Here is a 23,988-nt window from a genome sequence, read left to right as displayed (position 1 = left end):
TAGAATTAAGGAGCATAGGAAAAATAACATAATACTTGGTAACCTCACAGCATAATCGCCAATATAATATAGTATAACAAAGGATAAATCAATAACTACAAAGTGAGGTAATAATTATGGTCAAATCAGATAAAAACGATTATTCTAACTATTATTGTGGTATTGATATTACTAAGTTAAAGTTTATTGGACAAGGTACTCAAGGAAAAGTTTTTTTCTTACCACCAGATAAAGTAATAAAGGTTTTTCACAGTAAACATTCCTGTAAAAATCAGCTTCTTATCTTGCAGAATGTAAGTAAAAGTAGATTTTTTACAAAGGTATATGATAATGATGAATTTTCAATTGTTATGGATTTTGTACCAGGAATAACTCTTAAAGAATATTTAAATAATAATTCTCTTAGTGAAAAATTAGCCTTGGAATTAGTAGAATTAATATGCGAGTTTGAAAAGTTAGGATTTACTCGGTTAGATATACGTTCCCCTCATATTTTTGTACAAGCTGATGAATCTATTAGAATAATTGATCCTAGGAAAACCTATACTATTGTACAAAAGTATCCGGTAAAAATATTAAGTACACTAGAAAGAGCAGGTGTTTTAGAACAATTCTTTAGAATGATAAAAGATAAATATAATGATAAATATCTGCAATGGAAAAATTTATACTAAACTAATGAAATGGTTCAGTCATTTTGATTGAACCATTTCTCATTATGTATATAATTAAGTATAGAGAAATTTAATTAAAAATAGAAATGGAATAGGAGAAATAGTAATGAAAAGAAACGTACAAATAGATCAGTACTATAGACATTTCAAAAATCATTGGTATAGAGTAATAGATATAGCGGAGCATACAGAGACAGGAGAAAAACTAGTAATCTATACGCCGCTATACGGAAATAGAGGAACCTTTGCTAGGCCGTTAAAGATGTTTCTTGAAGAAGTACCAGCGGAAAAAGAAAATCCTACAGCACAAAGGTATAGATTTATGAGCCTTGAGGAATTAAACTTAAAATCTGAGGATATTCATCATAATTAGAAAAGGGGAGAAAAACTAATGGAAGAATGCATATTTTGCAGCTATAACAAATCAGAGATAATAGCGGAAAACAAATTAGCCTTTGCTATAACAGATAAGTTTCCAGTAAATGAAGGGCATACGCTGATAATACCTAAAAGACACTTTAAAAATTTCTTTGAAGCTTCAGAAGAAGAGATTAAGGCTATTTACTCTCTCATGCATGAAGTAAAAGAAATGCTAGATATTCAATATGAACCATGGGGATACAACATAGGAGTAAATGTTGGATACTATGCAGGACAGACAGTAATGCATCTTCATGTACATCTTATACCAAGATATAAAGGAGATGTAGATAACCCTAGGGGAGGCATAAGGAATTTTAAGACAGCTTTAGTTGAATATGATGGATAAACAGAATCCTAATGAGGTGAGTTACAAATGATAGCTATACTATCGCCAGCAAAAACTTTGAATATGGAAAAGGCAATAAATACTGATTTATATACAAAACCTACTTTTGTCAAGGAAGCAAGTGAACTAATGAAAGAGCTTCAAAAGTATACTCCACCTGAGCTGGAGAGCTTAATGAAGATAAACGGTAAACTTGCAGAAGAAAATTTTATGAGGCACATAATATGGAATGAAGAACATAACCTATCCAATGGAAAACAGGCTCTCTTAGCTTATGATGGTGCAGTTTATAGAGGAATAGATGCTAAGAAGCTTAATAAACAGCAGTTGTCTTTTGCAAATAATCATCTAAGAATAATTTCTGGTTTATATGGCGTACTAAAACCACTGGATTTAATACAGCCCTATAGATTAGAAATGGCAACTAGACTTAAAAATAGTTCAGGGAACAATTTATATAGCTTTTGGAGAGATAAACTTACTAGTTATTTCGAGGAAGAATTAGATAAGCAAGATGATAACATACTGATAAATTTGGCGTCAAAGGAATACTCTTCAGCAATAGATATGAGCAAACTGAATGCAAATATAATAACCCCTATATTTAAGGATTATAAGGGAGGGGTTTATAAAGTTATAACCATTTATGCAAAGCGTGGAAGAGGGCTTATGAGCAGATTTATAATTGAGAATAGCATTGTTTCATCAAATGATTTAAAAGAGTTTGATGAGGAAGGCTATAGTTATAATGAATATCTGTCTACTGACTTAGAATGGGTATTTACTAGATAAAAAGTGTTTTTAGGTATTTATAAAATATTTTAAGTTTAGACTAAGGACTAACATGGTGAAATTTTACTCTTGGCGGTTTAAAGATTTTTATGATTGTGTTAACAAGGGAGTAAATTGTATAACAGGAGGAACAATAGATAAAATGAACTATGTGAAATATATTCGTGATAAAGTTGGACACAATGCAATAAACCTAACTGGGGTAAATGTATTGATAATAAATGATAACAATCAAGTACTACTTCAGAAGAGAGGAACATTTCCCTATAAATGGGGATTAGTTGGAGGAATCACGGAACTAGGAGAATCTCTTGAGGAAACTGCTGTTAGAGAAGCAAAGGAAGAAACTGGGTTAGATATTAAAGAATTACACTTACTGGGAACTACATCAGGAGCAAATTGCTTTATAGATTTCCCTAATGGAGATAAAGCTTATTTTATAACAGTTGGATATTTTACTAAAAGCTTTAGTGGTACATTAGAGATAGATAATTTGGAAACTAAGGAACTAAAATTTTTTAGCTACGAAGAATTGCCAGATAATATGCCTAATAGCCATAGAATAATGATTGATAAATACTATAGATAGATGAGAATTTGAAAATATGGTTTAGAGAAAGTATTGCGGTTAATAAAATTATAAAAAATCATTAGAAATCTTAAATATAAAGGAGGCATAGAGGCACTTTTTATAGAGAAGTGCTCCTATACCTTTTTTTTCTATATGGCAAAGGATAAATTTATCTTATATAATATAAAGGATAAATTTATCTTATATAATATTAAGGTACTAAAAATTTTTGGGAGATGGTTAAAGATTAGCATGAAAAGAATAAATGAAATTTTTAGTGATTATGAAGTAGGGGGCAACATAGGCACTGCCATTGTAGAATCGGTAGTTCTAAGTAAAAAGACTAAAACCCTGGAGATGAAAATCAGCTCAGATAAATATATTGAAGTAGGAGAATTTGAAGGTCTTAATAAGTTTATAAGAGAAAGATTTTCGTTGAGAAATTCTGAAATCGCTGTGAAGTATGTTGAGGGAACATATAAAAAGCCTATAGAAGAAGAATTGCAAAAGATTATATCTTCTATTTCAGAAAAATATCCTGCTCTAAAGGCAGTGCTGAATAATAGCCGATACGAAGTGGCTGAAAATACTATAAATTTTAATTTTAAAATTGCAGTATCCGGCTTTTTAAAATCCATGGATTATGATAAAAAAATCTATGATGCCGTAAAAAGCCTGTATGGCACAGCATATAAAATAAATTTTATTGATAAGGTAAGCAGTGAAGAATTATTAAAGATGGAAGAAGAAACACGTGCAAGTGAAATGCTGTTTATTCAAAGGGAAGTAAAGGCTGCACCAAGCAATAATACCCCTAATTTGCCTAGGGTAGCAGCAGAAAAGAAACAGGAAACAAAAGCAGAAAGCGATGGAAAGAAAGTTGATCCGTTCTTGATACTAGGCAGAAATGGTAATATTAGAGAGCCTATAATAAAAATTACCGATATTACACCGGATGAAGGTAGGATAGCTTTAGAAGGTGAAATATCAAACATGGAAGCAAAGGAATTAAAAAGTGGAAAAACATTAGTTTCCTTCGATTTATATGATGGCTCAAGTTCCATGACTTGTAAGGCTTTCTTAAAGCCCGGTGAGGAAAGTGAGGTAGTATCCAGACTTAAAAAGGCTAAGGCTGTTAGACTTGCTGGAAATGCAGGTTTCAGTAAGTTCTCTGGGGAAGTTGAAATGATTGCCAATATTATAATAGAAACAGAAGGCATGAAGAAGACTAAGAGAATGGATAACGCTGAGGTGAAGAGAGTAGAGCTTCATATGCATACACAGATGAGTCAAATGGATGCTATGACCAGTGCCACTGATTTGATTAAAAGAGCCATGAGCTGGGGCATGAAATCTATTGCTATAACGGACCATGGAGTGGTGCAGGCATTTCCTGAGGCACATAAGCTATTAGGAAGAGATAACCCTGACATGAAGGTTATATATGGAGTGGAGGCCTATTTAGCGCCAGATAAAAAACCTTCTGTAACAAACCCTAAGGGACAGAGCATTGATACCACTTACTGCGTACTGGATTTAGAAACCACAGGCTTTTCACCGGTAACAGAAAAAATTACTGAAATAGGAATTATGAAGCTTAAGGATGGAAAGGTAATAGATCAATTTAGTTGCTTTGTAAATCCTGAAAAACCTATTCCAGCAAGAGTGGTGGAAGTTACCAATATAACCGATGATATGGTAAGAGATGCAGAAACCATAGAAAAGGTATTTCCTAAAATGTTAGAGTTTATTGAGGGAAGTGTTTTGGTTGCTCATAATGCTGGCTTCGACGTAGGTTTCTTAAAGCATAATGCTAGAGTTTTAGGTTATGACTTTGATTTTACATATGTAGATACCTTGTCCTTGGCACAGGAGATTTTCCCTGAGTTTAAAACCTATAAACTAGGAAGAATTGCTAAGAACCTTGGCATAAAGGTGGAAGTGGCACATAGAGCCTTAGATGACGTTGATACCACTGTTAAGGTCTTCAAAGTAATGCTTGAAAAGTTAAAGGAAAGAGGTGCAGAAACCCTCCAGGATATAGAAATATATGGATCCGACGAAGTGTCATTGAGGGAGGGGTATAAAAAGCTCAAAACCTATCATGCAATAATATTCGCAAAGAATTATGAAGGATTAAAGAATTTATATAGACTAGTGTCTTATTCAAGTTTAGATTATTTTTATAAAAAACCTCGTATACTAAAAAGTATGTTGAAAAAATATTCTGAAGGTTTAATTCTAGGCAGTGCCTGCAGTGAAGGTGAATTATATCAGTCAATACTTCTAGGAAAATCTGATGAGGAAATTGAAGAATTAGCAAAGGAATATGATTATTTAGAAATACAGCCTCTAGGCAACAATGACTATCTAGTAAGGCAGGAGCAAGTACCTAATAAAGAATATCTGAAGGAAATCAATAGAAAAATTGTGCTTCTTGGAGAAAAATTAAATAAACCTGTAGTAGCAACAGGAGACGTTCATTTCATGGATCCTGAGGATGAGATATACAGACGTATACTAGAAGCAGGCCAGGGCTTTAAGGATGCAGATAATCAGGCTCCACTATACCTAAGAACCACCGAGGAGATGCTTAGGGAGTTCTCCTATTTAGGAGAGGAAAAGGCTTACGAGGTGGTAGTTACAAATACCAATAAGATAGCAGATATGTGCGAGAGAATTAGTCCTATTTCACCAGATAAAGCTACACCGCACATAGATGGCTGTGAGCAGACCATTAAGGACATTACCTTTGGCAAGGCTCATGAGCTTTATGGAGATCCTCTTCCTGAAATTATTCAGGCAAGACTTAATAGAGAACTGGATTCTATTATAAAAAATGGTTTCTCAGTGATGTACATTATAGCTCAGAAGCTGGTTTGGAAATCCAATGAGGACGGTTACTTAGTAGGTTCCAGAGGTTCCGTTGGTTCTTCTGTTGTGGCATATATGACCGGTATAACAGAAGTAAATGCTCTGCCGCCACATTACAGATGTCCAAAATGTAAGTATTCAGACTTTACCGATTATGGCATTAAATTGGGTTTTGACCTACCTGATAAGGTTTGCCCTGTTTGTGGAGAAAACTTAGCTAAGGACGGAATTGACATTCCTTTCGAAACCTTCTTAGGTTTCAATGGAGATAAAGAGCCGGACATAGACTTAAACTTCTCAGGAGAATATCAAGCAAAGGCCCATAAATACACAGAGGTTATCTTCGGAAAGGGCACAACCTTTAAGGCTGGAACCATAGGTACTATAGCAGAAAAAACAGCCTTTGGGTATGTTAAGAAATACTATGAGGAAAAAAATATTTCAGTAAATAAGGCAGAAATCCTAAGAATCTCAAAGGGCTGTACTGGTATAAAAAGAACCTCAGGACAGCACCCTGGTGGAATCATAGTTGTTCCTAAGGGAAGAGAAATTTTTGAATTCTGTCCTGTACAGCACCCTGCTGACGATCCAAATTCAGATATTATAACAACACACTTTGATTATCACTCTATAGACCAGAACTTATTGAAGCTAGATATACTGGGTCACGACGATCCTACAGTAATAAGAATGCTGCAGGACATAACGGGAGTGGACCCTCAGACTATACCTATGGATGATAAGGAGACTATGTCTATATTTTCATCCACACAAGCTCTGGGAGTAACACCAGACCAGATAAATTCTAGGGTAGGAACCTTTGGTATTCCAGAGTTTGGCACTAAGTTCGTAAGAGGAATGCTTCTAGACACAATGCCAAAGACCTTTATGGATTTAATATGTATTTCAGGACTTTCACACGGTACCGACGTGTGGCTTGGAAATGCTAAAGACTTAATTGATCAAAAAATAGTTACCAGCATAAGTGAAGCAGTGTGTACCAGAGATGATATCATGGTTTATCTTATTAAAAAAGGTCTGCCTCCAAATTCAGCCTTTAAGATAATGGAGTTAGTACGTAAAGGAAAGGCATTAAAAGATCCAAAGTTTCCAGAATATGAGGCCTTGATGAGGGAACATGAGGTACCAGAGTGGTACATAGGTTCCTGTAAAAAGATAAAATACATGTTCCCTAAGGCCCATGCTGCTGCCTATGTAATGATGGCCTTCAGAATAGCTTGGTTTAAGGTTCACATACCTAAGGCATATTATGCAGCGTACTTCTCCATCAGAGCTAAGGCCTTTGATGCAGAATTTATGATATTCGGAAAAGAAAAGGTCAAAGAAAAGATGAAGGAAATTGAAGCTATGGGCAATCAAGCAGCTCCTAAGGATAAGGATATGTACGATGACTTAGAATTGGTTTTAGAAATGTACGAAAGAGGACTTAAGTTCCTGCCAATTGATTTATATAAGTCTCATGCTACCAAATTCCTAGTTGAGGAAGATGGCTTAAGGCCGCCTCTAAACAGTATAGCGGGCATGGGAAATGTAGCTGCAGAGAGTATATATAATGCTGTACATGAAGAGAAGCCAATAAGCTCCATAGAAGATTTAAAGAAGCGTGCTAAGATTGGAAACTCTGCTATAGACTACCTTAAAAAGTTTGGATGCTTAAAAGGGCTTCCAGAAAGTGATCAAATTTGCTTTTTTGATGTAATTTAATAAATACAGGTCACTAGCTAGGTTTGAGAGAAGACCACTAGTCTATTATTATGATAAAAGATAGAAAATAAGAAAGTGTATACAGTGCACTTTCTTATTTTTATTTCAACAAATAAGTTATAAAATAATACAATTTGTTAAATCATAATTTTATAAATAAAATAGAAAGGTGGTTACTACATGGAAAAAAACCTTATAAAACCTGAGGAGTTAGTAGATGTACTAGAAGAAGATGGAGAATTAAGCATCTACAATGGTGTAAAAGAGTTGTTCATTCAAAGTGTAGATGACAAAGAAGGTTATTCCTATGTAAGCAGCACAAATGAAGAATTTGGCAGCAGCAGAGAAGCTGCAGAATGGGCAATTAATGAGCTCCATAAGAATGTTACGTAAAAGGTAGTTAAATAATGACACCAACAGCCCAACAGGGCTGTTTTTTTAGAAATTTAATAATTTACTACAGTAAACCATACCTTTTTCAATATTTGAATACCTTCTTCAATCTGCAATGCCGTTAAACCACCAAAGCCCAATAAAACCATAGGAAATTCATTGGTTACGGATTCATTATAATAAATTGAGGTTGGATAGACTTTTACTTTCATCTTATGAGCAGACTGAATCAGCTCTTCCTCTGTCATACCATTTTTAACTTTCAACAAAAGGTGTAGTCCAGAATTGGTACCTATAGCTTCGACTTTGTCTTCCATATGTTTATCAATTGCAGAAAGTAATATCCCACGTTTTTTACGATATAATGTCCTCATTTTATTTATATGACTTGATAAATATCCTTCTTTCATAAATCTATACAGTGTGTTTTGATGAAGCCTAGATACAGTCTGCTTATATCTTTGAAAATGTTGTTGATATTTCTCTACTAATTTTGGTGGTAAAACTAGATAACTTATTCTGATTGAAGGAATTAAAGATTTTGAAAATGTCCCCATATAAATAACTTTGCCATTCCTATCTAATCCCTGCAAAGAAGGAATTGGTTTTCCTTCATATCTAAATTCACTATCATAATCATCTTCGATTATATAACCATCTCTTTCCTCACACCATTTCAATAACTCTAATCTTCGAGAAACTGGCATAATCATGCCACAGGGGAACTGATGAGAAGGTGTAACATAGACAACTCTAGCAGAGCTTTTTCTTAAATCCTCTACACAAATACCATTTTCATCTATTGAAATAGGACAGATATCTATTCCCTGATCTGTAAAAACATTTCTTGCTTTATCGTACCCAGGATTTTCAATTGCGTATGAATAGTCCTTACCTAATAGCATACATAATAATATCATTAAATATTGCATGCCTGCTCCAATAATAATTTGTTCTGGAAGGCACCTCACGCTTCTTGACTGAAAAAGATATTTAGATATCTCTTTACGTAGACAGTCCTCTCCTTGAGCTTCACCTACTAATAAGAGGTCGCCTTGGTCTGAATATAAGCATTGGGTTGTTACTTTTCTCCACATGCGGTACGGAAAATGGTCCAAATCAATATTTCCTGAGCTAAAGTCAATTAAGTATTTAAAGTCATCCTTTAATTTTATATTTTGACTAGGATTATTAATAGTTGATAGATTACAAAATAAGTTATCCTCTAGCCTTGTTACAAATATCCCTGAACGGGGCTTACTTTCCACGTATCCTTCTGCATGCAATTGTTCGTACGCAGCTTGAATAGTGTTTTGGCTGATTCCTAGATAACTTGCCAATTTTCTTTTTGATGGCAGCTTCGTTTGTGGTTTAATCGTCCCAATTTCTATTTCATGTTTGATATATTCATATAATTGCATATATAGTGGAGTGTTTTTTGAGTAATCCCAAAGAGGCATAATTTCAATCATTCTCTCAATCCTTCCATAACTGATACTATAAAATATATTAAAACTGATACTTTTGATGATACCATATTAGAATTATAATATAAACAAGAGGGGGGATAACTTATGGATACTAAATATGTTGTTATCATTCAATGTGACATTGCACATAAAAGGTGCAGTGGGTTCGCATGTACAAATGCTTTTTATAATAAAGATGAGGCTTTTAAAGACTATAATGATACTACAAGATATATTTCTTTTACTTGTGGAGGATGCTGTGGAAAGGGAGTTGCTTCTAAATTAGAACATTTTTTTAAGAAAGCACGTAAAAATAATAATATTACTAAAGATGAGGTGGCAGTTCATTTATCATCCTGTATGATAACAGATAATTATCATTATGACAGATGTCCAAATGTAGATTATATAAAGAGCATAGTCACAAAGAAAGGCTATAAAAATATGGTGGAAGGTTCTTATGTAAGTAATAATGCAAAGAAGAAAAGAGAAGAAGGTATATATAATTGCTATGAGTAAGGTCAGTTTTTTATAGGTGTGGGAGATAACAAATTTTAATTGAAAAATAAGAAATCACTTAGACGGCCAAAGACCAAATTCCATTGGGCTTAGACCCTTTAATTTTTCTTATAGTCTTTTGAGTGAAGCTCAAAAGTATAAACACTAATCCTATACTTAACGTGGATTTTATTGTGTTGACTCACTGTTATAATTGGAAGCTTGAATTTGGAAGTAATCTTTATTATAATGGGTAAGCAACATTACTTGAATAAAGGAGATTTTAAATATATGAAGTTTTATTTCGCACCTATGGAAGGTTTGACAGGGTACATTTATAGAAATGCTCATAATACCTTTTTCAATAAAATAGATAAATACTTTTCACCTTTCATTGTAGCAAATCAAAGTAACAGTTTTAAAACACGGGAGTTAAATGATATCTTACCTGAAAACAATCAGGGGCTAGTTTTGATTCCGCAACTACTAACAAACAATGCAAAAGATTTTATACATACTTCAAAGAAGATAAAGCAACTTGGATATAATGAGGTCAATTTAAACTTGGGATGTCCTTCTGGAACTGTAGTTTCAAAAAATAGAGGATCAGGATTTCTTTCAAAAACAGAAGAACTTGATCTGTTTTTAGAAGAAATTTTTTCTGAAGCCACAACAAAAATCTCAATAAAAACTAGAATAGGAAAAGACAACCCAGAAGAGTTCTATAAGTTGATTGAGATATTTAACAAATATCCCTTAGAAGAGCTTATCATTCACCCTAGAATTCAAAAAGATTTTTATAAAAATAAGCCTAATCTCAAGGTTTTTAAGGATGCCTTGGTTTTAAGTAAAAATCCTGTTTGCTATAATGGCGACATTTTTACAGTTAAAGATTATAGGGAGTTTTTAGCTGATTTTCACAGCGTAGAAACCATAATGCTTGGAAGAGGATTATTAGCCAATCCTGCACTTATTAGCAGTATTGAAAACAATACTAAACTGGAAAAAAATCTATTAAAAGATTTTCACGATAAAATTTATGAAGATTATAAAAAGGTACTTTTTGGGGATAGGAATGTGTTATTTAAAATGAAGGAACTATGGTTTTATATAATACCAATGTTTTCTGATAACGGAAAATATGCGAAAAAAATCAGGAAATCAGAAAGATTACGAGATTACGATGAAGCGGTTTCAAGTTTATTTAGGGAACAGGATATTCTAGAAAATTAGAAAGATTAAAGAAACACTTAGGTTCTACCTAGGTGTTTTTAACTATGCATTTACTTAATTATCGGACAAAGCAGCAAAACTAATATATGGGACAAGTAGAGATTATTATATTTTTTGCATAATTGTGAGAAAATGTGGAAAATATGCTATAATATAGTTAAAATATAAATTAGAATTGTAATATATTTACGAATATAGCTGTAAATATATTTAAAATGGAAATGGAGTGATAAAATTGAAAGAATTTGAAGAAAAATTAAAAGAATATATAATAGAAAATAACATAGACGCAGAACAGCATATTTATGAGAATACCTGCCACACTGTAGAAGAAGCCGCATCTGCTGCTAATGCATCGCCAAAGGATATTGTAAAAAGCATATGTTTAATAGGGAACGAAGGTAATCTTATTGTTGCTATTGTTGGAGGGAACGATAGGGTAAGTACATCAAGGGTAGCAAAAGCATTAAATATAGAAATTCCTAAAATTGCAACTCCTGAAGAAATACTCAATAAAACTGGATACATATGTGGAGGCGTACCGTCATTTGGCTATGAAGGGATATTCTTAATTGACCCTAAAGTTATGGAAAATGAGTTTGTTTATACTGGTGGAGGCTCACCTTATTCATTAACAAAAATTTCAACAAAAGTATTACAGCAGATAAATAGAGGTCAAATAGTTAGAATAAGAAAGTGATTAAGAGAAATAAGATGATCTTTCCTTAATAGTACCCTTATTTAACGTATCAATTATAAAAATCAAGTAATTTACTAGAGCACCGCGTTATTTATTTGAATTTTGGGGTGTTTTTTAAAATTATATTTAAGTATTTTTATATAAAATAAACAGATTGATTGATAATTCAAAGATTATGTCTACTTATTGTAAAACTACGGTAGTTAGGTATTAGTAAGATTATGCGATTTAAAGTGCATATAGAAAAGAGGTTATAAAATGAGTGTTAAGAAAATATTTTGGGAAAATCCTTACTTAACTAAACTTGAAGCGAAAGTAACCAGTGCAAACGGTAATGTTATTACACTTGACCAAACAATAGCATTTGCCTTTTCAGGAGGTCAACAGTCTGATTCAGGAACTATAGGAGGATTTGAAATCATAGAAGCCAAAAAGGAAGGAAAAGAAATTTTCTATACTATTGGAGATAACCATAACTTAATGCCTAATCAAAATGTTATAGTTATAGTTGATTGGGAAAAGAGATATAAATTGATGAAACTGCATTTTGCAGCCGAAATCATCTTGGAATTAGTGTATCAAAACTTTAATCACCCTGAGAAAATTGGAGCAAATATAACTGTTGATAAGGCAAGAGTGGACTTCTTTTGGGAAGGAAAAATTTCTGAAATATTTCCAGAACTCCTACATAAAGCAAACAACATAATAAATTTAAACTTGGATATAGTAAGTGCTTTCGATGATGAGGAAAATGAAAAAAGATATTGGTACATAGAAGGGTTTGCAAAAATTCCATGTGGGGGAACGCATCTAAGAAAGACAGGAGAAATCGGTCCGATATCTTTAAAAAGAAACAACTTGGGCAGTGGTAAGGAAAGAATCGAAATATACCTACAGTCGTAGGGGTAGGCTTTAGTTAGTAAACAATATGGAGCTATGTTTGCACTATTTAGCGATAGTATTATTTATGAAGGGTGGACATTATCCTATGGCAAGGATTTTTTATTAGTATCTTTGCCTGGTGGAGAAAACTCTTTTTGGGACAATGATTAATTCGCAACATTCTTAAGAGGTGACTAAACTATAATATATTTTATATTAAATGGGTGGGGTGGAGATTAAAATATGCTTTCGCTGAAAGATCAAGCTGAGATATATCGCATAGGATTGATTACAGGGTTATTAGTGAAGAGTGATGTTATAAGTTGGGCTGATAAGATTATTGAAACTCAAGAAAATGTCGAGCATGAAATAATTGAGGTCTCATTACTTGAAAGTGCTAGTAAGGCGGACATTGCTTGAAAACTTTCTGAGGTTAAAGGCATTCCTAATAAGCAGTATCTTATTAATGTGTTTCCACGGGTGAGTTCGGTTAACACTATGAAGAGGTTACTTTTAGTATGTAATAAAATAAAAATAGTTTTAAGAGGTATTGGGATGATATTAGAGAATAATTATATTGTGGTAGTGGATTACCAGCTAGAAAGCCAAAGGATTTTTTACAATGGTAAAGTAGAAATTGAAGCTTTCAAAAGATATAAGGAATTAAATTTCCAAAACAAAAAAAACACTCAGGTAAAACCTAGTGTTTTCAATCTGTAAGTAAGTCTATAAGCCGAGTTCTGTATTTGACAATCATCTATCTAGGCCTACTGTTACCAGCAGGCTCAAGCGATACTATCGAGAAGTGGAACGGGCCGCCCCTTGGTACTTCTCAATCTTGCTCCAGATGGGGTTTACATAGCCGCAAAGTCGCCAATGCGCTGGTAAGCTCTTACCTCACCTTTCCACCCTTACCGAAACTAGTTTCGGCGGTATATCTCTGTTGCACTTTCCTTCAGGTTACCCTGACTGGGTATTACCCAGCACCCTGCCCTATGGAGCTCGGACTTTCCTCTCCTGTGTTTCCACAGCAGCGATTGTCTGGCTTACTCGCAGATATTATAATATCACAGCATATATCAAATTACAAATAATAATTAATGTTAAATATAGATAACATTAGTTCTATTTCTATTTGATGAAAGCAGTAGAATAGCAATTTTAAATTATTATTTTTTAAGCAATAAGGAATTACCAAAAAAGTATTGACTTGGAGTTGGCTCACAGGAGTATAATTGTTTAAGAAATGGTAAACTTAAGTGGATTTTAAGAATTGGGGGGTAAAGTATGAGTTTTAATATGTATATTCCAACAAGAACTTTATTTGGTGCAGGTCAGTTAAACAATCTAAAAGATCAGGTTATGCCAGGTAAAAAGGCAATGATCGTGATTTCTAATGGAAAATCTACCAGAGAAAATGGCTATCTTGCCAGAGTAGAAGAACAACTGAAAATTGCAGGTGTTGAAACAGCTGTATTTGATAAAGTTGAGCCAAACCCACTGAAATCAACGGTTATGGCTGGAGCTGCATTCTCAAAAGAAAACCATTGTGATTTTATTGTTGCTTTAGGTGGTGGAAGTTGTATGGACGCATCGAAAGCAATCGCAATCATGGCAACAAATCCAGGAGATCTCTGGGATTATGTTCAGTCAGGAACTGGAAAAAGAAAAGTAATTGAGAATAAACCACTTCCCATAGTAGCGGTTACAACAACAGCAGGAACAGGCTCAGAGACAGACATGGGTGCCGTAGTTACCAACGAAGAGACACAGGAAAAACTAGCCATTAAAACACCTGAATTATTTCCTGTCCTTGCTATTGTAGACCCGGAACTTATGAAGTCTGTACCACCTAAGTTCACAGCTTTCCAAGGATGGGATGCCTTGTCGCACAGCATGGAAGGGTATATCAATAATAAATCAAATTTAATGAGTGATATGTATGCCATCACTGCAATTGAAAATGTGAGTCGTTATCTTGCAAGAGCAGTAAAAGATGGAAATGATATTGAGGCAAGGGAAAGAGTTGCCTTTGGAAATAATTTATCTGGGATAGTAATGTGCGTTGGTGCAATCTCCAGCCAGCACTCTTTGGAACATGCTATGTCTGCATACCATCAAGATTTACCTCACGGAGCAGGACTGATCATGCTTAGTAAGGCATATTTTACCCATCTTATTGAGAAACATGTTTGTGATGAGCGTTTTATACGAATGGCGAAAGCAATGGGCATGGAAGACGCAAAGGAGCCTATGGATTTTATCACTATGCTTACAAAGCTCCAAGAAGAATGTGGAGTGGCAGACTTAAAGATGTCCGATTATGGAATTAAACCTGAGGAATTTGAAACACTGGCACGTAATGCAAAGGATACAAACAGTGGACTCTTCTTAGTTGATAGGTGTGAACTGAGCATAGAAGATTGTATAGCTATTTATAAGTCTTCTTACAAATAAAAAGAGTCTAAATATACTAACTGCATGAGTTTATTTTTGTGGTTGTTAAAAATGAAGATTTGTCAGGAGGAGTTAAGATATGGATACAATACTTAATAGAAAAAGTATAAGAAAGTACAAGGATATTAAAATAAGTGATGAGATTGTAGAGGAATTGCTAAGAGCAGGAATGGCAGCACCTTCTGCAGGAAATGAGCAACCTTGGGAATTTATAGTTTTGAGAAATAAAGAGCTTATGAAGAAGATAACTGAGGTACATCCATATTCAAAAATGCTATTAAATACAGATGTTGCAATTGTGGTATGTGGTGACGAAGCAAAAGAGGTATTTAAAGGCTATTGGGTACAGGATTGTTCAGCTGCTACAGAAAATATATTATTAGCTGCTGAAGCTAAGGGGTTAGGAGCAGTATGGCTAGGAGTTTACCCATTAGCTGATAGAGTAGAGGCAATAAAAGAACTTCTCAACTTGCCAGCTGGCGTAATTCCTTTATCAATAGTTCCTGTTGGATATCCTGATGAGCAGAGAAAAGCATCAGATAGATTCGACAAAACCAGAATACATTATGATAGATGGTAAGGATTTTTAGTATTGAATATATTAGATAAAATATTTGATGAAAAATACTATAAAATTAAACACTTTGAACAGAATGGAAAAATATATGAATATTTAGGTATAAAGAGATTTAGAAAAGCCTTGCTGCATATAGCCAAGGATAGAAAAGATGAAGTGCCCTTTAAAAACTATTTCTTAACAGAGTACTCCGTAAATGCGATAAAAAAATATGAGCAGATGTCCAGAAAAAGCGAAAAATCTCATGTAATTATTGCAACAGTCATGTTACTTTATATGGTTAGAATAGGTGTTTTTATAAAAGATATTTTTGATGTTATGTTTCTATTATTTTTTACACTAGTAAATATAATAACGAATATTTATCCCATATTCTTGCAAAGATATAATCGTATTAGAATACAAAAAATTTTAAATAAAATTGAGGTTTAGGTTATTAGTAAATTAAGGTGGTGGCGCATAGCAGATATAAAAAGGGAAAATATATTTCCATAGGCTAGGAATAATATTAAATTTTCATACTTACAGGGGGAAAAAATGAGTATCAATAAGGGCAGAGTTATTTTATATGTAATGAGGCATGGACAGACTATTTTAAATAAAGCTGAAAGAACTCAAGGATGGTGTGATGGAGTTCTCACTGCAGAAGGAATTGAAGTAGCTATAAATGTTGGACTTGGACTTAGTGATATCAAATTTAAAGCAGCCTATAGTAGTGATTTAGGTAGGGCAGTAAAAACTGCAAGAATTGTTATAAAAGAAAATATTGCAAGTGCCAATTTAGAATTAAAAGAGCTTGAAGGTTTAAGAGAAGTGTACTTTGGAAAATACGAAGGAGAGCTTGAAAAAGTAAAGTTTAATGATATACTTAACTTTCTTAATGTAAGTTCCTATGAAGAAGCAAAGGAAAAATATGATTTTCAAAGAGAATATGTTAACTCATGTGCTGCTTTAGATGAGACAAAAGAAGCAGAAAATTATGATACAGCAATAAAAAGAGTTATGAAAAGCTTAGAGGATATATGCTTAGAAAATTCTAATGATAATGGTGGAAATGTACTTATAGTAGGCCATGGAGGAATAATTAGGTTAATTATTGATTATATAGATAAGAATTTTAATTTAAGAAATTTAGATAACTCAAGTATATCCAAGATAATATATGAAGACGGAAATTTTAAAGTTGAATCTGTAAATGATAATAGCTTTTGTGAAAAAGGTAAAGCTATGAAAATAGCAATTAAGCAACAGTAAACTAAAAAAGGACTAATTGAAAACAAAATTTCAATTAGTCCTTTTGAGTATTTACATCAAGCTGTTAGACCTCTGTAATTATTCTAAAAAGTCAGTTGGTACTGGGTACTTTAGTAAGATGCTTTTCTTGAAAAAAGGGAAAAAACTCTATTCCTCTATAAACTTTATCAATTCTTTATTGAATTTATCTTTTTCATCATAGAATAATCCATGACCACTAAATTTAAATGGTATAAGTCGAGAATTCTTAATTCCTTGCCTTTGAGCTTCAGCTAATGGGAAAAGACAAACTTTATCATGAATTCCATGAAGAATTAAGGTTGGAACATTTATTTTTCCAAGGTCATAAAATAATACTTCCTTTAGCCAAGTTTTTGCAATTTCTGCTGTAGCCCAACCTGCCGCTTTTAGTCCCAGTTGGAAAAACCAATCTGAGAATGGCTCAGTTATGTTCTGGAAGAAGAACATTTCCCCAAAGTTTCTGAGCATATTTGGACGGTTATTGTATGTTCCTTGAATGATGTCATTTATAGCTTCTCTTCTTTGACCGTAAGGAAAATATGGAAGCTGAATAAGGCTTGGTGCAGCAGCGGCAAAAAGAGCTAGTTTAGATACACCATATCCATTATGTCTAGCCATATACCTAATGGCAATTGCTCCTCCTGTAGAATGTCCAGCTAAGGTAATGTTTTTTAATTTAAGTGTTTCGATTACGCATCTTACATCATCTGATAATCTATTGTAATCATAACCACTCCAAGGCTTATCTGAATTACCGAATCCTCTAGTATCTATTCCAATGCACCTATACCCCATTGATGGAAGCTGGTCAAACTGATATTCAAATAAATTATGATCTCCTGGCCAACCATGTAAGAACAAGATTGTTTTTCTGCCTTCTGGGTTTAGATCTTCTACGTAGATTTTTACATTGGGCTCTACTTTAACATAGTATCCCACACAAATACCTCCAATAATAAAGCTAACTCATTAATTAAGGTATTCTCCTGTACATAAATATGTGCACTGCCTATCTGACTTTAATGGAGAATTTTAGTTTAAATAATATTCTATGATTTTAAATTTTATTAAAAAATAAACTTTTAATTTGTTAAATAGACAAATTATATCCATTTATGATTTGATATTAGGAGGAATCCTGTATAAAATGTAGAATTTTTTAACTAGGATGATTTATATTTTAAAAAAGTAATAAGTGGGAGTTAACGTATTCACGTCAAATTATAAAGGAAAGCTTAAAAAATGAAGTAGAAAAAGTGGTGAACTTAAATGAATGCTTATCTTGAAAATTATGAAAAGGCCTTTAATCTCATTACTACTTTAATAGAAAGCAGTGAAAGGGACAAAGGCTCAAAAGAAAAACTGATGGTTGATAAAATTGAAAAGTTTATTCAAATGAATCTGATAGAGTTTATGAAGGAGGATTCACCTTCCCATAGTGCTGCACTATTTTATGATTTTATCTATGAATTTAATAGATTCAGGGAATTTGTTGCTTTTACAGCACTAGCGAAGAAAAATATAGTAGGACTTGGAGGGGCTTTTGGTTCCGGCAAATCTAGTTTTCTCAATTCTATTTTTGGTAAGGAAATATTACCTGCAAAGCTTACTCCAACTATCTCAGTTCCTTCTTATGTAATTCATGGAGAGAGCTTAGACATATGTGCCATAAACATATTTAATCAAAAGGTACATATGAACGAAGAGGCTTTAAAAGCTGTATCCCATGACTTTACTGAAAGATATGGAGTGGGCTTAGGACATATAATAAAAAGTATATTTATACAAATACCACAGCATGAGTTTCACAATATAGCCTTTTTAGACACTCCAGGTTACAGTAAAGCCCATTCAGAATATTATAGTGTAAATACAGATGAAAAATTAGCCAGAGCCCAATTAAATACTAGCAATTTTATAATTTGGTTTGTAGATGCAGAAGGGGGCACCATAAAGGAAGAGGATATAAGCTTTCTTCAATCTCTGAGAAAGGATATACCTATATTAGTAATTGTAAGTAGAGCAGATAAGAAGACCAAGGAAGACATAGAGAGTATAGTTAAAGAGACTAAAAATAGATTAAAGGAGAAAGCTTTATTTGTAGTGGACGTCATTCCTTATTCCGCAAGAAAGCCAGCAATCTATCCTGCTGACAACATAATTAAATACTTGAGGATTTGGAATGACAGCAAAATTCAACTTTTGTTCGCTAAAAACTTTAAGATGGTTTTTTCCCAGTTTGAGAAATACTTTGAGGACAGTCTTGAAGAGGAAAAAGGAAAACTTAATAAATTAAATTCTTCCATAGCATTATTGGATAGGGACCAACAGGAAGTGGAAGAATATTTAAGTTTTATGAGAAAGGATGTTAAATCCAGAATTAAAGATTTGAAGGAAAGAAAAGAAAAACTCCAAACTATGAGAACTGATTTCTTTACAATTTTGAAAGCCACAGGAGATCAGGTAGGAATACCTCTGCCAGAGCCAAGGGATATAGATTTAATTGTGGACAATTTTAAAGATCCGATTATAGTTTTACAGGAATATAAAAATAAAAATGGACTTAAAACCTTAGAATATAGCGGCAGAATAAAGTTTAAATTTGACACCTTAAATGAAAAGAAGGCTGAGAGAAGAATAAATAATTTGAGCAGCATAAGTGAAAACTATGGCAGCATAATTTTTGAAAATTTAAGGGGAGTGAAAATAAAAGATAAAGTTGTTAACTTTGAGGATGTAATTTTTGAAAAACTAAAAAAGGTAAAGGTAAAAGACCGCAGCATTAGCTACGGGGATGTAATAATAAACAAATTTAATGCTTTAGATAAATAAGCCGCTAAATACAATACACATTTTACGGAGGAAATTAAAAGTGGAACTAAAAACAGAAAAAATAATAAACATGATAAAAGAATGTGAAGATAAAGTAAAGAAAATAGAAGGACATGCTCTTTTAAATAGAGGCAATTATACAAAAGATTTATACATGACTTTGCTTAGCTGCATAGCTTTTTCAAATGGAGATATAGATAAAAGGAAGTATAATTTTTTAAAGGCCTTATGTAAAGGGGCAGAAACAAAAGAAGAACCTACTTCTTTTTTAGGCAAGGCAGGGGACCTTAAAATGGAAACTCTAAAGGAATTTTTAAAAAACATAGTATCAGAAAAGCTTCAATACAGCTTTATACTGGATGCACTAATACTTTCTGCTATAGATGGAGGAATAAGTGATAATGAAAGCAGCTTTGTAGGAGAAATAGCTGAAGTATTACAGCTTTCAAAGGATGAAATCGAGTTTTTATGTGATCTTTGTATATGTATTCTAGAAGAGGATGCTAAAAAGTTTAATAAAATAATTGAAAATGTACCTAGAAATATAGATATAAATCAATTTAGTCCATATTTTATGGAGTTTATACATGGATTGCCAATTAAGGATAGCTATATTTTAGGAGATGTTAACTGGAGAGGAAAGTTTATCATTAATAAACCTATTATTAATGAAGGTAATTTAAATATTGAAAATGCCAGAATTACCTTTCTTGAGAATGGAAAAATCACTTCTAAAAATGGCAGTAAAATAAGCATAAGTAATTCTGAATTCATAAACAGTGAATTCATACTTGAAACAGGAAGCACTATAACTGCAAAGAAGAGCAAATTTAGCGATAATGAAAATAAAAGAGTCTTTGTATTACAGAGTAATAAAGAAGAAAATTCTATTGAAAACTGTATTTTTCAAAATTGCAATTTTGATGACCATGGGGGGGCAATTTATTTAAATAACTCTCATTTAAATATGAAAAAGAACATCTTTAGTAATTGTAGGTCTGAGGGAGTTGGAGGAGCAATTTACGTTTCTGGAGAAAATAGCGGATCAGTAGCGATTACTTGGAGTGGACTTCAATTTAATAATTGCGAAGCTAATTATGGTGGAGCTATATATGAGTCTGGCAATATTATCTACTATGTTAACAGCTGTATTTTTAACAGTTGTAAAGCAAACATTGGAAGTGCGGTATATTGTTGTTGTGATTTCTATGTAGAAAACTTAATAGAAGAGTGTGAGTTTAACAACTGTTTATCTAAAACAGATGGAGCTGTATTCATAAAGTACATATATGCAAATAAGAGTGTTGTTCAATGCAGGTTTAATAAATGTGTCTCTGAAAATGGTGGATACAGCTGTATAGCCTATAGCGATCGATCTGATAGTTTTGGAAACGAAAATATATATAATAATTGCAGCAACCCTATTCATAGCTGATAGCATTTTATTATTTTCAAAGGAATTTACCTACAGTTTCCATTCCTATTTATGAAGAGGATAAACTATTGCAGTTAATTTCCTTTGAGCAGGAAAGCCCTTGCAGAGCTTAAATAGTAAAATAAGTTTCTTCTTTTACTACTTAAGCTCTGTGAGATGAGTCCAATATCTTCTAGGCATAAAAAGGTTACGGAGCCTGTGGTTTTTACGTTCCTTAATGTTAACAGAGTTATAAAAAGTCTTCCAAAGAGCTTCGAACTCATCATCTGCTAAGGAAGAGGTAAAGACTTTGGAATCTTCCTTTTTAAAGTCAATTATAATAGCGGATTTTTTATTATATACAATTGCAAGCTCTCTTTTTAAATCATGAATTATAAAGTTTTGATCAGAAAATCTTTCTGTAAAATGGTTAAGTATTATAGGTAAAATATTATGATCAGGTTCTATAGAGGCATAAAAACTTAATGGTGCTATTTCTTTAAATCTCACAAATCCAGTGAATCTATGGGCTTCTAAAGTAACTCTTCTAATGTATTTATCAACTAAAATTATAATATCGTTATTCTTAGCTAAGTTAACATTTATACCATACCTATAGCAAAGTTTAAGGTATTTCAAAGCCAGAGAATCAGAATCTGGAATGTCACTAAGATATAAGTAATATAGATTTGTTAAAACTTCATCATTAAGTTTTTCTACAATGCTGTTATAAACTCTATTAAATTTATCATATTCAGTTGAAATATCTGAAACTTCATTAAGAAATGAGGCAATATAATCTTTGGATTTTGTTATGATACAATCCTCTTTGCAGCTATAGGCATAAAAAATAGCAGTAAGTAAGCCTTCAAAAGTATTATCATATATATATTCTTTCAAAATAAAAACCTCCTATAGTTCACCGGTAATGGAGCTAGATTTATCATTTAATAAAAGTAACTTATTGTTTAAAGAAGCCTTAGGAAGAAGTGGATTGTTTATATTGTTATCAAAAAAGCTTAACTGCTCTGCACTTTCATCTATTGAATTTAAGTCAAGTTTAGGAGTAAGTGCTTTCTTAATTTTTATATCGTCAAAGGAGACTGTTCCATAATACTTACCTTTACAAGTAATGAAATATTGGGCTCTTTTTATAACTATGCCAAGTTTTTTTAGATCAAAGAAGTCCAGTGAGTTAACTCTGCGAGCACTAACTATTTTCTGTGCACCACGTATTCCGATACCAGGGATTCTTATAAGCATTTTGTAAGGAGCTTTATTTATTTCAACAGGAAATAGGTGAATATTATTTAAAGCATAGGTTGTTTTAGGATCAAAGTTAATATCAAAATTAGGATTCTTTTCATTTAATAATTCTTCTGCTTTAAATCCATAAACTCTTAATAGCCAATCACCTTGATATAGTCTATGCTCTCTAAGAGTGGGAGGGTTTTTAAGTTTAGGCAGATTTGTACCGCTGTTAACTGGAACATAGGCTGAATAATAAACTCTTTTTAATTCAAATTTGTCATATAAACTTTCTGTTAGGTTTAGGATATTTAAATCACTTTCCTTCGTTGCTCCAACAATAAGCTGAGTACTTTGACCACCGGGTACAAATATAGGGGAATTTTTATAGTTCATACGCTCATATTTATTTATAACAATGCTGTCTTTAATATATCTCATAGGCTTTAAAACATCATCCTTATTCTTTTCAGGCGCTAGCAATTTAAGGGATTTTGATGAAGGCAGTTCAATATTTACACTCATTCTATCTACAAGAGAACCAGCTTTTTTTATAAGATCTTCATCGGCGCCAGGGATTGCTTTTAGGTGAATATAACCTCCGAAGTTATGTTCATTTCTTAATTTGTGAACAACTGTTGTAAGCAGCTCCATAGTAAAATTAGCACTGTTAATAATTGAAGAGCTTAAGAATAAGCCTTCTATATAATTACGTCGATAAAAATTCATAGTAATATTTACAACTTCCTCAGGAGTAAAAGAAGCCCTTTCAATATCATTAGACCTTCTATTAATACAGTATGAACAATCATATATGCAATAATTTGTTAAAAGTATTTTAAGTAGGGATATACATCTTCCATCTGGAGTAAAGCTGTGACATATGCCACTTGGAGCAACTGAACCAATAGCTCCTTTTTTTGAACTTCGGTTTGAGCCAGAAGATGAACAAGATACATCGTATTTAGCTGCGCCAGCTAGAATTCTTAGTTTTTCACTTATTTCCATTTTCATCACCAATCTTTGTATTTCTTATAAATTAAGTATAACTGATTTTTGAGTAAAGAACAAGTGTTCTGCAGTGAAGATTGGACCATATAATTAAAAATAAAGTAAAATCTGCTTTATATACCACATTACTTTATTTATGCTGGTTAAAATTGTATAATTAGGATATGGTATAAAGATATGATAGTAATTTAAAGTAAAGTAGGTTTTGAAATTTTAAAAGGAGGAAAAGATTATGGGAGAATTATGTAAATTACCTAATATAGGCAGTAAGTTAGAAGCACAGCTTAATGAAACTGGAATAGAAACAGCTGAACAATTAAAGAAAGTTGGCAGCAAACAGGCGTGGTTAGATATTAAAGCTATAGATAGTTCCGCCTGCATCAATAGATTATGTGCTATAGAAGGAGCAATACAAGGAATTAGATGGCATAGTCTTTCAGATGAAGTAAAAAAGGAACTAAAGGAATTTTATAATGCAGTAAAGTATTGATATCTTTGTATAGGTGGCTAAAGATAAGAAAATTGCATATATGAAGTTGAAAATCAGGAAGATTTTTTATATATTTCCTGTTACAATTAACCAGTAAGTAAAAG

Annotated in this window: 23 protein-coding genes, 1 other RNA gene and 1 pseudogene; 20 read left to right on the top strand and 5 right to left on the bottom strand. The window is 32.7% G+C overall.

Features of this window, described 5'->3' with window-relative positions; all coding sequences use genetic code 11:
- The first annotated feature begins 116 nt into the window (after positions 1–116).
- The 7 genes and pseudogenes from N4T77_RS10545 (at position 117) to N4T77_RS10515 (ending at position 7,798) form a co-directional block, all read left to right on the top strand.
- Positions 117–674: a serine/threonine protein kinase gene (locus tag N4T77_RS10545; protein WP_261671753.1), complete on the top strand. Its 558-nt coding sequence runs from the start codon at positions 117–119 to the stop codon at positions 672–674.
- Between the two features lie 106 nt (positions 675–780).
- Positions 781–1,047, top strand: coding sequence for a DUF1653 domain-containing protein (locus tag N4T77_RS10540; protein WP_261671752.1), 267 nt, complete (start codon positions 781–783; stop codon positions 1,045–1,047).
- 15 nt (positions 1,048–1,062) lie between these two features.
- Positions 1,063–1,443 (top strand): annotated as a pseudogene (locus N4T77_RS10535) (HIT family protein); the annotation flags it as partial.
- Positions 1,444–1,470: 27 nt separating this feature from the next.
- On the top strand, positions 1,471–2,235 hold the full coding sequence (gene yaaA, locus N4T77_RS10530; RefSeq protein ID WP_261671750.1) for a peroxide stress protein YaaA: 765 nt from the start codon (positions 1,471–1,473) through the stop codon (positions 2,233–2,235).
- A 142-nt stretch (positions 2,236–2,377) separates the two neighbouring features.
- A complete protein-coding gene (locus tag N4T77_RS10525; protein ID WP_261671749.1) occupies positions 2,378–2,824 on the top strand; it encodes an NUDIX hydrolase in 447 nt (148 codons plus the stop codon).
- Between the two features lie 234 nt (positions 2,825–3,058).
- On the top strand, positions 3,059–7,405 hold the full coding sequence (polC, locus tag N4T77_RS10520; protein ID WP_261671748.1) for a DNA polymerase III subunit alpha: 4,347 nt from the start codon (positions 3,059–3,061) through the stop codon (positions 7,403–7,405).
- Positions 7,406–7,585: 180 nt separating this feature from the next.
- Entirely contained in the window at positions 7,586–7,798 is a 213-nt protein-coding gene (locus N4T77_RS10515) for a hypothetical protein (protein WP_261671747.1), read from the top strand.
- A gap of 53 nt (positions 7,799–7,851) precedes the next feature.
- Here N4T77_RS10515 and N4T77_RS10510 read toward each other — a convergent pair whose 3' ends face one another.
- Positions 7,852–9,270, bottom strand: a complete 1,419-nt coding sequence (locus N4T77_RS10510) for a PLP-dependent aminotransferase family protein (RefSeq protein WP_261671746.1) — start codon at positions 9,268–9,270, stop codon at positions 7,852–7,854.
- A 102-nt stretch (positions 9,271–9,372) separates the two neighbouring features.
- On the opposite strand from N4T77_RS10510, the gene N4T77_RS10505 reads away from it, so the two are divergent.
- The 6 genes from N4T77_RS10505 to N4T77_RS10480 all read left to right on the top strand — a co-directional run bounded on the left by N4T77_RS10505 (position 9,373) and on the right by N4T77_RS10480 (position 13,300).
- Complete coding sequence (locus N4T77_RS10505) at positions 9,373–9,786, top strand: CGGC domain-containing protein (RefSeq protein ID WP_261671745.1); 414 nt, start codon at positions 9,373–9,375, stop codon at positions 9,784–9,786.
- A 270-nt stretch (positions 9,787–10,056) separates the two neighbouring features.
- Positions 10,057–10,998 (top strand): tRNA-dihydrouridine synthase, encoded by a 942-nt coding sequence (locus N4T77_RS10500; protein WP_261671744.1) that lies wholly within the window; start codon positions 10,057–10,059, stop codon positions 10,996–10,998.
- A 235-nt stretch (positions 10,999–11,233) separates the two neighbouring features.
- Positions 11,234–11,698 carry an aminoacyl-tRNA deacylase gene (locus tag N4T77_RS10495; RefSeq protein ID WP_261671743.1) on the top strand — a complete coding sequence of 155 codons (465 nt, stop codon included), beginning with the start codon at positions 11,234–11,236 and terminating at the stop codon, positions 11,696–11,698.
- 258 nt (positions 11,699–11,956) lie between these two features.
- Positions 11,957–12,601, top strand: coding sequence for an alanyl-tRNA editing protein (locus N4T77_RS10490; protein WP_261671742.1), 645 nt, complete (start codon positions 11,957–11,959; stop codon positions 12,599–12,601).
- Positions 12,602–12,823: 222 nt separating this feature from the next.
- Positions 12,824–13,000: a hypothetical protein gene (locus N4T77_RS10485; protein ID WP_261671741.1), complete on the top strand. Its 177-nt coding sequence runs from the start codon at positions 12,824–12,826 to the stop codon at positions 12,998–13,000.
- A 78-nt stretch (positions 13,001–13,078) separates the two neighbouring features.
- Positions 13,079–13,300, top strand: coding sequence for a hypothetical protein (locus N4T77_RS10480; RefSeq protein WP_261671740.1), 222 nt, complete (start codon positions 13,079–13,081; stop codon positions 13,298–13,300).
- Here the strand turns inward: N4T77_RS10480 and rnpB are convergent.
- Positions 13,294–13,633, bottom strand: an RNA gene (rnpB, locus tag N4T77_RS10475) — RNase P RNA component class A. The genes N4T77_RS10480 and rnpB overlap by 7 nt on opposite strands.
- A gap of 234 nt (positions 13,634–13,867) precedes the next feature.
- Here rnpB and N4T77_RS10470 point away from each other — a divergent pair.
- From N4T77_RS10470 to N4T77_RS10455, 4 genes are all read left to right on the top strand, one after another.
- Positions 13,868–15,037, top strand: coding sequence for an iron-containing alcohol dehydrogenase (locus tag N4T77_RS10470; protein WP_261671739.1), 1,170 nt, complete (start codon positions 13,868–13,870; stop codon positions 15,035–15,037).
- A gap of 79 nt (positions 15,038–15,116) precedes the next feature.
- The gene (locus tag N4T77_RS10465; RefSeq protein WP_261671738.1) at positions 15,117–15,617 is read left to right on the top strand and encodes a nitroreductase family protein; all 501 of its coding nucleotides are present in this window, start codon (positions 15,117–15,119) and stop codon (positions 15,615–15,617) included.
- A gap of 12 nt (positions 15,618–15,629) precedes the next feature.
- Positions 15,630–16,046 carry a hypothetical protein gene (locus N4T77_RS10460; protein WP_261671737.1) on the top strand — a complete coding sequence of 139 codons (417 nt, stop codon included), beginning with the start codon at positions 15,630–15,632 and terminating at the stop codon, positions 16,044–16,046.
- Positions 16,047–16,151: 105 nt separating this feature from the next.
- Positions 16,152–16,868, top strand: a complete 717-nt coding sequence (locus N4T77_RS10455) for a histidine phosphatase family protein (RefSeq protein WP_261671736.1) — start codon at positions 16,152–16,154, stop codon at positions 16,866–16,868.
- A 147-nt stretch (positions 16,869–17,015) separates the two neighbouring features.
- On the opposite strand, the gene N4T77_RS10450 is transcribed toward N4T77_RS10455, so the two are convergent.
- Complete coding sequence (locus N4T77_RS10450) at positions 17,016–17,828, bottom strand: alpha/beta fold hydrolase (RefSeq protein WP_261671735.1); 813 nt, start codon at positions 17,826–17,828, stop codon at positions 17,016–17,018.
- 330 nt (positions 17,829–18,158) lie between these two features.
- On the opposite strand from N4T77_RS10450, the gene N4T77_RS10445 reads away from it, so the two are divergent.
- Positions 18,159–19,721 (top strand): dynamin family protein, encoded by a 1,563-nt coding sequence (locus N4T77_RS10445; RefSeq protein WP_261671734.1) that lies wholly within the window; start codon positions 18,159–18,161, stop codon positions 19,719–19,721.
- Positions 19,722–19,761: 40 nt separating this feature from the next.
- Positions 19,762–21,156 carry a hypothetical protein gene (locus N4T77_RS10440; RefSeq protein WP_261671733.1) on the top strand — a complete coding sequence of 465 codons (1,395 nt, stop codon included), beginning with the start codon at positions 19,762–19,764 and terminating at the stop codon, positions 21,154–21,156.
- Positions 21,157–21,294: 138 nt separating this feature from the next.
- Here the strand turns inward: N4T77_RS10440 and N4T77_RS10435 are convergent, their stop codons facing one another.
- Positions 21,295–22,035 carry a TIGR03915 family putative DNA repair protein gene (locus tag N4T77_RS10435; protein WP_261671732.1) on the bottom strand — a complete coding sequence of 247 codons (741 nt, stop codon included), beginning with the start codon at positions 22,033–22,035 and terminating at the stop codon, positions 21,295–21,297.
- Between the two features lie 12 nt (positions 22,036–22,047).
- Positions 22,048–23,391: a putative DNA modification/repair radical SAM protein gene (locus N4T77_RS10430; RefSeq protein WP_261671731.1), complete on the bottom strand. Its 1,344-nt coding sequence runs from the start codon at positions 23,389–23,391 to the stop codon at positions 22,048–22,050.
- Positions 23,392–23,626: 235 nt separating this feature from the next.
- Between N4T77_RS10430 and N4T77_RS10425 the strand changes: the two genes are divergently transcribed.
- Positions 23,627–23,884 (top strand): TfoX/Sxy family protein, encoded by a 258-nt coding sequence (locus N4T77_RS10425; RefSeq protein WP_261671730.1) that lies wholly within the window; start codon positions 23,627–23,629, stop codon positions 23,882–23,884.
- Positions 23,885–23,988: the final 104 nt, after the last annotated feature.

Source organism: Clostridium sp. CX1, from assembly GCF_025398335.1.
In the GTDB taxonomy this organism is placed as follows: domain Bacteria; phylum Bacillota; class Clostridia; order Clostridiales; family Clostridiaceae; genus Clostridium_AM; species Clostridium_AM tanneri.
Note: the sequence above shows the minus strand (reverse complement) of the source record. Positions and strands in the feature narration are given on the sequence as shown.

Bases quoted from the DNA above. Each gene is read 5' to 3' on its own strand.
- N4T77_RS10430 (WP_261671731.1), bottom strand. From the start codon at position 23,391: ATGGAAATAAGTGAAAAACTAAGAATTCTAGCTGGCGCAGCTAAATAC.
- N4T77_RS10505 (WP_261671745.1), top strand. From the start codon at position 9,373: ATGGATACTAAATATGTTGTTATCATTCAATGTGACATTGCACATAAA.
- polC (WP_261671748.1), top strand. From the start codon at position 3,059: ATGAAAAGAATAAATGAAATTTTTAGTGATTATGAAGTAGGGGGCAAC.
- N4T77_RS10480 (WP_261671740.1), top strand. From the start codon at position 13,079: ATGAAGAGGTTACTTTTAGTATGTAATAAAATAAAAATAGTTTTAAGA.
- N4T77_RS10525 (WP_261671749.1), top strand. From the start codon at position 2,378: ATGAACTATGTGAAATATATTCGTGATAAAGTTGGACACAATGCAATA.
- N4T77_RS10490 (WP_261671742.1), top strand. From the start codon at position 11,957: ATGAGTGTTAAGAAAATATTTTGGGAAAATCCTTACTTAACTAAACTT.
- N4T77_RS10510 (WP_261671746.1), bottom strand. From the start codon at position 9,270: ATGATTGAAATTATGCCTCTTTGGGATTACTCAAAAAACACTCCACTA.
- N4T77_RS10540 (WP_261671752.1), top strand. From the start codon at position 781: ATGAAAAGAAACGTACAAATAGATCAGTACTATAGACATTTCAAAAAT.
- N4T77_RS10485 (WP_261671741.1), top strand. From the start codon at position 12,824: ATGCTTTCGCTGAAAGATCAAGCTGAGATATATCGCATAGGATTGATT.
- N4T77_RS10465 (WP_261671738.1), top strand. From the start codon at position 15,117: ATGGATACAATACTTAATAGAAAAAGTATAAGAAAGTACAAGGATATT.
- N4T77_RS10445 (WP_261671734.1), top strand. From the start codon at position 18,159: ATGAATGCTTATCTTGAAAATTATGAAAAGGCCTTTAATCTCATTACT.
- N4T77_RS10515 (WP_261671747.1), top strand. From the start codon at position 7,586: ATGGAAAAAAACCTTATAAAACCTGAGGAGTTAGTAGATGTACTAGAA.
- N4T77_RS10545 (WP_261671753.1), top strand. From the start codon at position 117: ATGGTCAAATCAGATAAAAACGATTATTCTAACTATTATTGTGGTATT.
- N4T77_RS10500 (WP_261671744.1), top strand. From the start codon at position 10,057: ATGAAGTTTTATTTCGCACCTATGGAAGGTTTGACAGGGTACATTTAT.
- yaaA (WP_261671750.1), top strand. From the start codon at position 1,471: ATGATAGCTATACTATCGCCAGCAAAAACTTTGAATATGGAAAAGGCA.
- N4T77_RS10470 (WP_261671739.1), top strand. From the start codon at position 13,868: ATGAGTTTTAATATGTATATTCCAACAAGAACTTTATTTGGTGCAGGT.
- N4T77_RS10425 (WP_261671730.1), top strand. From the start codon at position 23,627: ATGGGAGAATTATGTAAATTACCTAATATAGGCAGTAAGTTAGAAGCA.
- N4T77_RS10455 (WP_261671736.1), top strand. From the start codon at position 16,152: ATGAGTATCAATAAGGGCAGAGTTATTTTATATGTAATGAGGCATGGA.